At 56.3% G+C, this 10,685-nt stretch carries 12 protein-coding genes; 3 read left to right on the top strand and 9 right to left on the bottom strand.

What is annotated here, in order from left to right; all coding sequences use genetic code 11:
* Positions 1–303: 303 nt before the first annotated feature.
* Genes ABD971_RS00055 through ABD971_RS00065 form a run of 3 tightly spaced genes read left to right on the top strand, consistent with a single transcriptional unit; the run spans position 304 to position 1,097 of the window.
* The gene (locus ABD971_RS00055; protein ID WP_345318245.1) at positions 304–537 is read left to right on the top strand and encodes a hypothetical protein; all 234 of its coding nucleotides are present in this window, start codon (positions 304–306) and stop codon (positions 535–537) included.
* Entirely contained in the window at positions 537–764 is a 228-nt protein-coding gene (locus ABD971_RS00060; RefSeq protein WP_345318247.1) for a DUF4314 domain-containing protein, read from the top strand. Before ABD971_RS00055 ends, ABD971_RS00060 begins: the two co-directional genes overlap by 1 nt.
* Before the next feature lie 12 nt (positions 765–776).
* Positions 777–1,097, top strand: coding sequence for a hypothetical protein (locus tag ABD971_RS00065; protein ID WP_345318249.1), 321 nt, complete (start codon positions 777–779; stop codon positions 1,095–1,097).
* Positions 1,098–1,103: 6 nt separating this feature from the next.
* Here the strand turns inward: ABD971_RS00065 and ABD971_RS00070 are convergent, their stop codons facing one another.
* The 9 genes from ABD971_RS00070 to ABD971_RS00110 form a co-directional block, all read right to left on the bottom strand.
* Positions 1,104–2,414, bottom strand: a complete 1,311-nt coding sequence (locus ABD971_RS00070) for a DNA modification methylase (protein ID WP_345318251.1) — start codon at positions 2,412–2,414, stop codon at positions 1,104–1,106.
* 369 nt (positions 2,415–2,783) lie between these two features.
* Complete coding sequence (locus ABD971_RS00075; protein WP_345318253.1) at positions 2,784–5,033, bottom strand: bifunctional DNA primase/polymerase; 2,250 nt, start codon at positions 5,031–5,033, stop codon at positions 2,784–2,786.
* Positions 5,033–6,694: a DEAD/DEAH box helicase gene (locus tag ABD971_RS00080; protein WP_345318255.1), complete on the bottom strand. Its 1,662-nt coding sequence runs from the start codon at positions 6,692–6,694 to the stop codon at positions 5,033–5,035. The genes ABD971_RS00075 and ABD971_RS00080 overlap by 1 nt, the downstream gene beginning before the upstream one ends.
* Complete coding sequence (locus ABD971_RS00085) at positions 6,694–7,284, bottom strand: RusA family crossover junction endodeoxyribonuclease (RefSeq protein WP_345318257.1); 591 nt, start codon at positions 7,282–7,284, stop codon at positions 6,694–6,696. The genes ABD971_RS00080 and ABD971_RS00085 overlap by 1 nt, the downstream gene beginning before the upstream one ends.
* A gap of 89 nt (positions 7,285–7,373) precedes the next feature.
* Positions 7,374–7,832 (bottom strand): DUF669 domain-containing protein, encoded by a 459-nt coding sequence (locus tag ABD971_RS00090; protein WP_345318260.1) that lies wholly within the window; start codon positions 7,830–7,832, stop codon positions 7,374–7,376.
* 55 nt (positions 7,833–7,887) lie between these two features.
* Positions 7,888–8,646 (bottom strand): ATP-binding protein, encoded by a 759-nt coding sequence (locus ABD971_RS00095; protein ID WP_345318262.1) that lies wholly within the window; start codon positions 8,644–8,646, stop codon positions 7,888–7,890.
* 40 nt (positions 8,647–8,686) lie between these two features.
* Positions 8,687–8,926 (bottom strand): hypothetical protein, encoded by a 240-nt coding sequence (locus ABD971_RS00100; RefSeq protein WP_345318264.1) that lies wholly within the window; start codon positions 8,924–8,926, stop codon positions 8,687–8,689.
* A gap of 131 nt (positions 8,927–9,057) precedes the next feature.
* Positions 9,058–9,657 (bottom strand): sigma-70 RNA polymerase sigma factor region 4 domain-containing protein, encoded by a 600-nt coding sequence (locus tag ABD971_RS00105; RefSeq protein WP_345318266.1) that lies wholly within the window; start codon positions 9,655–9,657, stop codon positions 9,058–9,060.
* 272 nt (positions 9,658–9,929) lie between these two features.
* A partial coding sequence (locus ABD971_RS00110) for a hypothetical protein (RefSeq protein WP_345318268.1) occupies positions 9,930–10,685 on the bottom strand: 756 nt, incomplete at its 5' end.

Raw genomic sequence — 10,685 nt, forward strand, 5'->3', positions numbered from 1 at the left:
AGGCGAAGGCTCCTACGTATTGGTTCCACGCGGTCTGTAGCCGCAAACGTTTCTCTTCTTGACGAAACCCGCCACACACGCCCTACGTTGGCCACGGTCGGGCGTTTTCTCGTGTGGGGCCATCGGCCGGCCGTCTGTAACCGGCCGACAGGCGGCGTTTGTCGCGGTCATTTTTCGCCGGCGTAACACATTCAAATTCTTTTCAGATGTTTGCAAGACCTTGCTTGATGTTGCCGGCCGGTCATGGCTGATGTGTGTCACCGAAACGGTTTTCAAGATTTCTTTCTCAAACGGAGCCGCCACATGCCCAACACACAAACCCTTCACGCTCGGCCGATCGAACCGGGACCGGCTTATGAGCACGGCCACTTAATCGCCCGCGACCTGTTGCAGCACATCGTACTGCAACTCGACCGCATGGTTCGGCCCGACAATAAAGACCTGCGTTGGATGCATGTCCGGTCGATCAACCTCATCAACGCCCAGCTCTCGGAGGTCGCAGCACTGCTGGACGAAACCAACGGAATCCGCAACTGATGAATCACAAAGCAAACATCAAGGCGGGCGATCGCGTCCGCCTGGTTTCGATGGCCGACGACCCCGACCCGATTCCCACTGGCACCACCGGAACGGTGGTCGGCGTGTATCCACAAAGCGAGTGGACGCAAGTCGATGTCGACTGGGACAACGGTCGGGCACTGATGCTTTCCATTCCACCGGATGTCGTCGAGCGGATTGGACCGCCGGCGGCCGACAATCAATGAGGACTTGAAGCCATGTCGACACGAGCCACGATCGCAATCCGCCGAACCGCCGGCGATTACCTTGCGACCTACCTTCATTTTGACGGATACCCGGAACACGCCGGCCGGCTCCTGGAAGCCAACTACTTGAGCTGCGAGCAGGCCGAAGCGTTGATCGCGAAAGGTGACATCCGCTGTCTCGATGCAGAATTGGGTGAACCAGAATACTATGACGCGGAGACACCGGCCGCGGTATTGCCGACACGTATCGCGTTAGTCGAGTTCGCCAGGAACTGCAGCTCGCAGTACCTGTATATCTTCGACGCCGGCGAATGGACGCATCAAAAGCTGTAAACAAGATCATCGCATGTTCTCCTCACGAGCCCCAACGGGAATCGGCGACTCGCCGGTGCGCTCGAGGATCGCCTTCTTGCCGGTGAAACGCTGGTAGCGGTCAACGATCACGTCGCAATACGGCGGGTCGAGTTCCATCAAGAACGCTTTTCGGCCGGTTTGTTCCGCGCCGATCAGTGTCGATCCGCTGCCACCGAACAGATCGAGCACGTTGTCACCTTTGCGTGACGAATATTGCATCGCCATCACGGCCAATTCCGCTGGCTTGCCGGTGAGGTGTTCGAGTTGCTGTGGCGGGATTTTCTTGACGTGCCACAGGTCCGTTGCGTTATTCGGGCCAAAATACTTGTGGCCGGCACCTTCACGCCATCCATAGAACGCCCACTCGTGTGCCCCCATGAAATCTTTCCGCGTCATCACCGGGTGCATTTTGTCCCAGATGATGGCCTGCGAAAAATATAGACCGCAGGCTGACAAGACAGGCGGATAGTTGGCGATATTCGAAAAGCCCCCCCAAATGTAAAAGCAACGACCGGGTTCTAAAACGCGGGCGATGTTGCCGAACCAAGCTTTCAACAAGCGGTCAAATTCCTCATCGGAAACAAAGTCGTTGGCCAGCGGCCGGTCTTTGGCTCGCATCTTTTTTGGACCGTCCTTCGACTTGCCCTTACCGGCCTCGAAGGAACTGTTGCCGGCCGCGATCGCATTCTTGCTACGGGGTTCGACCTTCACGTTGTACGGCGGATCCGTATTGCACAATTGGATTTTCGCGCCGTCCAAGAGTCGATCGAGGTCACTGTCGCTCGTCGAGTCGCCGCACAACAACCGGTGATCACCGAGGATCCAAAGATCGCCGGGTTGCGTGATCGCTTCGTCGGGTGGCTCGGGAACGTCATCCGGATCAGTCAATCCTTGCGTGACGCCCGGATCGAGCAGTTTAGCCAACTCGTCCGAATCGAATCCGAGCAATTCGCAATCGAATCCCGAGTTTTGTAACGCACTGATCTCCAGCGGCAGCAAGTCGTAATCCCACTCCGCATTCTCGCCGGTGCGGTTGTCGGCGATCCGGTAGGCCCGGACCGATTCAGGTTCCATGTCCTTCGCGACGTGAACCGGCACTTCTGCAAGGTTCAAAACCTTGGCGGCCTTGAACCGGGTATGGCCAACGATGATCACGCCGTCGGTGTCAACCACGATAGGTTGGCGGAAACCGAACTCGTTGATGCTTTGAACGACGTCCGCAACTGCGTCGTCGTTAATACGAGGATTGTTTTCGTAAGGCTTGATTCGATCAAGCGACCACATTTCGACCTGCATGGGCAGCGTCCTTTTCCAAAAGGGGAGGAAGCGGAAAAGTTTCGGTCGGTGGAGGGTTAGATGGTTGGCTGGAGCGTCGGATTTTCGTTCGGACAAATAAAACAAACTGTGCCTAATAACGCGGCTGTTCCGGTGGCCCTGACCAGAGAACGGATCCGCCGGGAGTACCTAATCCGTCAGAGCCAATCCGTCAGTCACCCCCTCATACGTGCGAATGCACATCGCGGGCACATGCCTCTGACACACTGACAGATTAAGAGAGAGGGGTTTTTTTCCTCTCTATTTACGGGCTTTTGCCAATTGAAAACCGTCAGTGAATCCGTCAGTAGCGAGCACTGACGTTTCTGACAGATTCAACTGCCAAGCTGCCTAAATTGACGTTTCCGACGGGGAAGTGTCAGAACTGTCAGTCGTTTCACTGACGGATTGACTGACGGATTCGTCCGGCCCAACCAAACGGTATCCGTTGGCCGGTTTGGTTTTGGTTGTGATCGTGACCGGCTCGATTTCTTCCTGCTGCATTAGTGTCTGGACGACCTGATCAAAGTCATTGGCCTTGAGCGTCATCGAACGCATCAACTCACGACGAGGCATCACGTGCCCATCACGCTCGGAGAGACGCTGCTTGAACTTCAAACACTCTTTGTGAAACGGGTTCTCGGCGACGTGGACCGATGCCAGATAGAGTTGGCGTCGGGTTTGATGTAGCGAAAACTCACTGGCCCAACGGACGGCTTCAATCGTGATCTGTGGTTGAAGATGGTTTTCACTAACGGCGTAGATTAGCGAGAGCTTCTTGGCGTGTTCGCACGTTCGACTCCAAGCGGCACGCGCCACCTCGTCACCGGCTTCGTCCGCTTTGTCGTATTCAGCCTCCGTCTGTTCACGAAGGGTGTTGATTGCGGCTTCGGCGTCCAGCGTGAACGCAACTCGCAGCGGTCGCGGATGTACTGTCATAAAATTGCCACCGCCGGGATTGAAGTCCGCCCACCATTTAGCGGTCTCCAAAATCTCTTCGGGCAGGTCGCGAGCCGATCCGGGCGTTTGACCTTTGCCACGCTTGCCGACGTCGATGATATTGAGCCGTGCAAAGAAGCCATTAGTGAGCATCCGTTGCGACAGCGATTCGTAAAAGTACTTCGGCGTTGCGGTTCCGTACAACGTCAGGTGCGGTTGGTCGACGTGCCCCGCTTCTTTCTGATTTGCCTTCACGCGGAGCGGGTAAAAGTCGCCGGCGGATGTGTAGAGCGTCAGTAGGATGTTCGGGATAGACTCGCGGCCACTGTCGCGGTCCAGATTGATCTGGCGGAGCACGCCGTCCATTTCGTCATTTTGAAACAGCATTTTGCTACTACGAGCGAGAGCGTCTTGGATGCCTTCGCCGGATGCGAATTTGTCGCCCAGCGAATGCGATTCGCCGATCTGAAACAATACTTGCGAATTGACTTTGCGGGGAAATTCTTTGCCCGTGCCGCTGCCCGCGAGAGCCAGCAGATAGATGTTGGTACGAAGATCACCGGTGGTCGCGACCTTGCGACCAGCGAGATACGACTGCAGGGCCATCGCTCCGCAAAACGCCAACGCAACGTTCGGATAGGGTGCATTGGCGAGCGTGAAATCCATGACCCTTCGGACAAATCCTGGCACGTCGAACAGTCGCTCAGGAAGATGACCGGGATCGGTGTTGATGTTGGACTTCGGTTGTTCGCTCGCTTTCGCAACGACAATATTCGACTTGGTCATGAAACCACTGAGATCAACGGTTTCACCAGCCGGTTCCATGAGTCGCTCGTCACGAAGCCAGCCGAATGGGCGATCGTGTGGTTTCGTTGCTGCTTGGTTGACCTTGTGTTGAAGCTCTTTCTCAGACCAGGACGGATTGCAGCGGGGGTTGTAGTGGTTGGTTAGAATCGCGAGCGACACTGCCGGATCGAGTCCGAAACCGTGGACGAGTGCCGTCGCGGCGGCATAGGTTTGCGAATGGCCGCCACTGCCAGCGATCGCTGGCGGCAGTGCGTTGATATAGGCAATCGCCCGCGATTCGACGTTGTTGGGCACACGCGGCGACTGTGGCGGCAACTCGGCGATATGTTGCGGTGGCTTCTTGGTTCCACGTTGATGAATGACGGCGTCGGCGAGGGCTTTCACGCAGGCGGCCAACATTAACGAGGGAACGGCAGCCGGTTCGCCATCGAGTGTTTCGTAGGTTTCGCCGTCGGGATGCATACTCGGCCCGACGACGGTTTGCGCTCCGGTTGAACGCAGTTCGACAATCATCGAGCCATCGCTGGGATCGGCATGCTTCTCTGTCGTCGCTCCAACCGCGATATACCAACGATGCGATCGTTGGGCTGACGGCCGGCCGGTGATCGCAGGCGTTTGTGGCAAATATTGGTCGGCTATTTCGATCGCTTCGTCACAGTCCAGATCAACGTCAACGAGCCACCCTGACGGTTCGCCAAGAATGATGCCGAGATTGCCCTGCTCGGGAAACACCTCGGGTTTCAATCGCAGATTGGTCCAGTCACGTCGTGCCGGTGACTTCGACCGAGGGCGCAGCGGCACACAATACCAGCCACGCTGGCGATAGATCGCAACCTGTTCCCGCACGTCGGCCATCAAAACGGTGCCTCTTCCAATGCCGCGTTTGGAATCTCGCCAATCGTCTGTTTGATGATGCGATCGTACTTCTGGCCGGTGATTGAACGGACCGTCAACGTTTCGGTCGCAGCAATTAATCCAGCATCGGCGATGTCGAGGGCTACTTCGGCGCTGGTCGGACAAGGATCGAGGCAACGATCGCGCCACCATGCTTCAGCTTTTCGTCTCGCGTAACCAGAGTGCTCGATGCAGATGAATTCGCTTTGCCAATGATCCAGTCCGATCATGTAGTCAACGCGCAGGCATCGTGGTGCGTCTTCATCGGCGTCACGTTTGCGATGGATTCGATAGATGATGTCTTGGACGTCGTGTTCGATGTCGGTGACTTCACCAGACAACACGCCGGCCTCGCTTGCTTCAGCATCGTGGGCTTCACGTTGCGGAGGCGGGAACGGATGACCGCACTCAGGACAATTCGCATAGCCACATGCAACCAAGGCGTGACACTTCTCGCATTCTTTTGCCGGCGGACCTTGGTCGGGACGTTTGGCCTTGTCTTTCGGTTTGATTTGGTCGATCGGTCCGTGACGTTCAATGTTGCCACCGAAGTCGAGGACAAGACAATCTTGCTTGGCGGGATGCAGTCGGAACCCACGTCCGACGCATTGGTAAAGCAATCCTGGCGACATCGTAGGCCGCAGCATCACAACGCAATCGACGCGTGGAGCATCGAATCCGGTGGTGAGGACGTTCACGTTGCATAGGAAACGTAACGGTTCGGGTTCGAGTAGCGACGTCGGGGCATCGCCACGAAAGCGGGCCAACATCTCATCTCGTTCGTCCGCCGGTGTTTCGCCGGTCACGAAACCACACTCGATGCCGTGGTTTGCCTGCAACACTTCGATGACGCGCCGCCCGTGTGCGACGGACGACGCGAAGATCAAGACTGCCCGGCGATCGGCCGTCAATTCCACGATCTCGGCACACGCCGCCGAGACGAGCGCATCGTTGTTCACCAGCGATTCCACTTCTTCGCTGACGAACTCGCCGGCACGGAGATGAAGGCCGCCAAAGTCGGCCCGGTTGACACCAGCCTTGGAAATCAATGGACTCAGGTAGCCGTCTCGGATCAATTCCTTGATGCCGATATCGTAACAGACTTGATTCAGGAAATGATCCGGCGAGCAGATCATGCCGGAGTCAAGACGAAACGGCGTCGCGGTCAACCCGATCACGCGGACGTGTGGATTGATGACCTTGCAGTCCGCCAGGAACTTCCGGTACATGCCATCACCCTTCTTGGAGATCAGATGGGCTTCGTCAACGATTACCAAATCGAACGGATCAAGGTCACACGCTCGCTTGTAGACGCTCTGGATACCAGCGACCAAGACGGGTGTGTTGGTGTCACGTTTCTTTAGGCCGGCAGAATACAGTCCGACCTTGATGTCGGGGCACAAACGACGAACCTTGTCCGCGTTCTGTTCCAATAGTTCTTTGACGTGGGCCAAGATAAGCACTCGGCCGTTCCATTGGTTAACTGCATCACTCGCGATCTTCGCCAGAACGAGTGATTTGCCTGCACCCGTTGGCAGCACAGCGACCGGGTTGTCGTCGCGGTTGCGAAGGTGATCGTAGACTGCGTCGACGGCGGCTTGCTGGTAGTTGCGTAATTGCATCACAGAGCCTTTCCGTTGTGACGTTTGCCGGACCACGTCGGTGCCGCGTTGGGTGAGATTTCGCGGTTGTCCTCGTTGCAATCGTCGCAGATACGATTGGCCGGACCTAAGGACGCGAACGACTTTTGACAACGCAAACAAATGCGGTCGGCTGCCGCGAGGTTTTCTGTCTGAACCTCCGCGATCCAGACGATCGCTTCGCCTTGCAAGGGCTTTGGTTTTTCAACGCCAGCAGCAATCTCGGCTTTGGTACGACGTTTTGGTTTCGACTTGTTTTCAGGGACGACCTTTTCAATCGCCAGACGCATCACTTGGTTGTCGTCTAGGAATGCTCCACCCCACTGCAGTGCATCGAGCATCGCCTTGAGCACATTGTCGATGTCGCGACGCCGGCGATCGGGCATATGCAGTTCGATGTCGACCGACAGAGGACCGACAAGTGGTTCCACGCGTTTGCGATTTAGTAAGCCACTGACCTCGGCACGATACTCTCGGCCTTTCTTTGAGATCAGCACCCGCTGGCCGACGTGACGCCAGTAGTGATTGATCGACGGTGGATAGGGCAGGTTCAGCTTTAGCATGGTTGGCATGACAGGGTGACGAGCGAACAAAAAACGCTCGGCCGGCAATCCGTGCCGGTCGAGCGTCGGTCTTGGAAGCGATCCAATAGAGGCCGCGGCTATCGCTTCCAAGGGGCCTCCGTGCCGCTGATCTTGGCGGCTGGTTTCGTCTCCGCGGTCGCGCCGACCTTCGAATACCCCTTCACTTCGTTCTGCAACTCGCCAGTGTCGTTGCGTCGCTTCACTCGCACGTGAATCACACACGGCAAGTTATGTAGGTCGGCCGAGTCGGTGGGCATCAAGACGCCGACCGACCGACAGATCGCAGACAACTCCCGCCGGGCGATTTCCACCGCGGTCGCGTTGGGGTTGTCGAGGTTGAGTCGCACCCAGAGAAGACGGTTTGCGTACTCACCCTCTACGATCTGAAACGTCAATTGAAGGTAGTTACCGGTCCCCGCTTTAGTCGGCTTCAGTTCGCTGTCAGTGATGACGGCCACGTATTTGCCGGCGGGAATCGGTTCGAGATCGTCGGCGGGTTCGACGGTGTTGGCATCAAAGCCTTGCAGGTTTGCCATTGTGAGTCTGTAGTCCTTAGTCTGGAGTCTGTGGATAGAAGAGTGGGGGAGTCGTTTAGTTGGCCGACATGGCGGTGACGAAAGCGTCCCAGGAGAGCGGCAATTCTTCGGCGATGCCGTAACGGTTTTTGGCGACGCAACTGGGCGAACCGTAAGCACGCACTACACGTTCGCCACCGTCTTTGCCGATGGCATGCGCGATGGTGCGTTTGCGGTTGAAGCCACCGTCTTCGCTTTGGGTTCGCATCTTGCGAGTCGCAAACAGCACCGCGTCGCACCATTCCTTGATGAGGGCCGCGGCGTGTTTATGAAGTCGCGGCGAATAGCGGTCGTACGGCGACGATTCGGGATCCTCGAAACGCTCGACCTTGGAATGCGCGATCAGGACGATCACCATTCCGCGAGAACGCAACGCCCCGAGAAGATCGAGCACTTCACGCCACAGAGAGAGGGCGTGCATGTAACCTCGAGCGTACCCGCCGTCGACCTTCTCGATCGACTCGACGGCATACTGTTGACAGAGTTTGTCCCAGACGAGACGCTCTAGCCAATCGAGTGAGTCAATCACGACAGACTCATAGTCGTGCTTCTCACCGACGAGCGTTTTCAGTGCAGCGATGACGTCATCGAACTTGGTCGCAAGTGGGAAACGATCACAGTCGATTTCATCCAGACCGTCTTCCGTTTGAATAAAGATCGGCTTTGGAGCTTCGCTGCCAAACGTTGACTTGCCGATGCCTTCCACCCCATACAGTAAGACACGTGGCGGCTTCGATTGACGGCCAGATTGGATGGTTTCAAGTAAGTTGGTCATTGAGTGGACAATTCCTTCGTTGGCTGGTTAACAGAATGATTTAGAGAGACGTGATCGCTTCGACATCGAAATTGCCATCGCGGTCGCTGGTGACGATGTAGTGCTTGAAGTCAACTTGGACGACAAAGCGTTGTCCGCTGCCGAGGTGCTTTCGGAGCGATTTGCAAGCTCCCGTGAAATCGCGGGAGGCTTCGTTGAAACGTTCGGCCGATCTCAGGTAGCGACCAACCGCGAGAGAAATGGCGACGCGGCGTTCGATGTCGAGTGAAACGTTGGGCATAAAAGTGGTCTTTCAACTGTGTTGGTAGATGCAAAAATGAGTCGGTATGCGGGGCATCGATTTCGCTTGCCCCTCTATCCCTTGAGCTACTCCGGCCGGTAACAAACTGGCGGGGACGGGGGCAAAACTTTTTAGCCCAGATAGTCACGGAGGCCGGCTTCCTCGAATCGCTCGGCGACTTGCTTCATCCAGTCGCGAATCGTTCGCCGAGGAACGCCCAGCAATTCAGAAACTCGCACTAGCGAGTGGTCTTTGCGGAGCTCGAGCATGCGTTGCCAGTCCTCCGGCAACGTCGCGATCATCGCCGCCATGTCCGAGGCTAGGTCGGCAAGTTCGATGTCAGCGCGGCGGTCAATTTGCAAACGCTGTCGACCAACCGATTCAGACAACGTGTTTTGTAGTTGCGTTGGCGGCTCGTCCTGAACGATCACTTCGATGTTCAGCGACATGACCCCGCCGCTGTTGGTCTGGTGCCGCCTGATTCCTCGCAGGATGCTCTTCGTGTATCGTTCGACGATCGTCGTGGTGAAGCTCTTCCGATGCCCGATAGCAGGATCGAACGATTTCATCGCTTCGATCACGTGAGCGAGTAAGGCTTGTTCGATCGTCGGGATGTCTTGTTTACCCAGTCCCGGACGCGTAACGATCTGACGAGCTTTCTTGAGGATGATGCCGCGAGTGAAGTTGTCGTTGATGACGTCGACGGCGGACGTTGTCTTGGTGGTGGTCATGAATGCCAATCCTTGGCCGGCCGAATCACGCTGCATCCGAAGCGACGAGCTGTCCCGTAGTGCGGGGCTTGGAACGGCGTAGTCGGCTTCGGCGAAGAGTTTCGTCAGAAGCGATGTAGGCCCGTCGCCCGCTACTAGCGAAAAGTGCCAAAACGCCGTGATTCGCTGCGAATTTTCTCACAAAAAAAAGCCGCAAATCCAATGATTTGCGGCTTCAGCGAACTGGAAAAGTTTTTGCGGTCTCCATTTTCTGCGGTGCGAAAAGTGCCCGGTCACTCGCCTTGCGGCAGCAGTTTGAAGACTGTTCGATAGCCCTTCTTATCGTCGGTCAATTCGATCGGATCGCCATCGATGCCAAAAAATTCACGAAGCTGCTTTGACAAAACTTCTCGCCGTTTTTTGTTTTTGCGACACGCTCCGGGGGAATGCCATGTGTAAATGCCCCGCTGGGCGGCCATCATACGAAGCAGCTCCCATTGCTTTGTCGGTCGCCCGTTGCGGGCATCAACCAACCCCATCTGCGTGAAATTGTAAATCTGGGATGCATCTCCGATCGTTACTTGGACACAATCATCGTCCTTGAACCGGATCGAAACTTGAGACCATCGTGACCCCGCCGGTGTCGCGAAGCGAATGCCAGGCTTGCCGGCATCAATGTTGGGCAGATGCATCTCGCGAAACGAATCAACTTGCACTTTCGCCGACTCAGCAATGTCAAACTCGCCGCGATCGTTCATAGCCGCGATCTCGTTGATTGTCAGCAACAGCGCCGAGCGTCGCTCCAGCCAACGCCGAGTTCGCTCGTCGATCGGCTCGGTTTTCCAGCGGAAGAAGATAAACGGTCCGTCGCACGAATCGATCGCATGCAGTATGGAATCGGCAAACCGAAGATGTTGCAGGTACACAGGGCACGCAATTCCCGCCATCGGTCGATCCGTGCCGATGTGCAAGGCAGCCTCGCCACGCAAACATCGATTGTGCGGTTCAAACCCAAAACTTGACGCAAGTAATGCAGCGAACCGTTCGAT

Source organism: Novipirellula rosea, assembly GCF_039541335.1.
In the GTDB taxonomy this organism is placed as follows: domain Bacteria; phylum Planctomycetota; class Planctomycetia; order Pirellulales; family Pirellulaceae; genus Novipirellula; species Novipirellula rosea.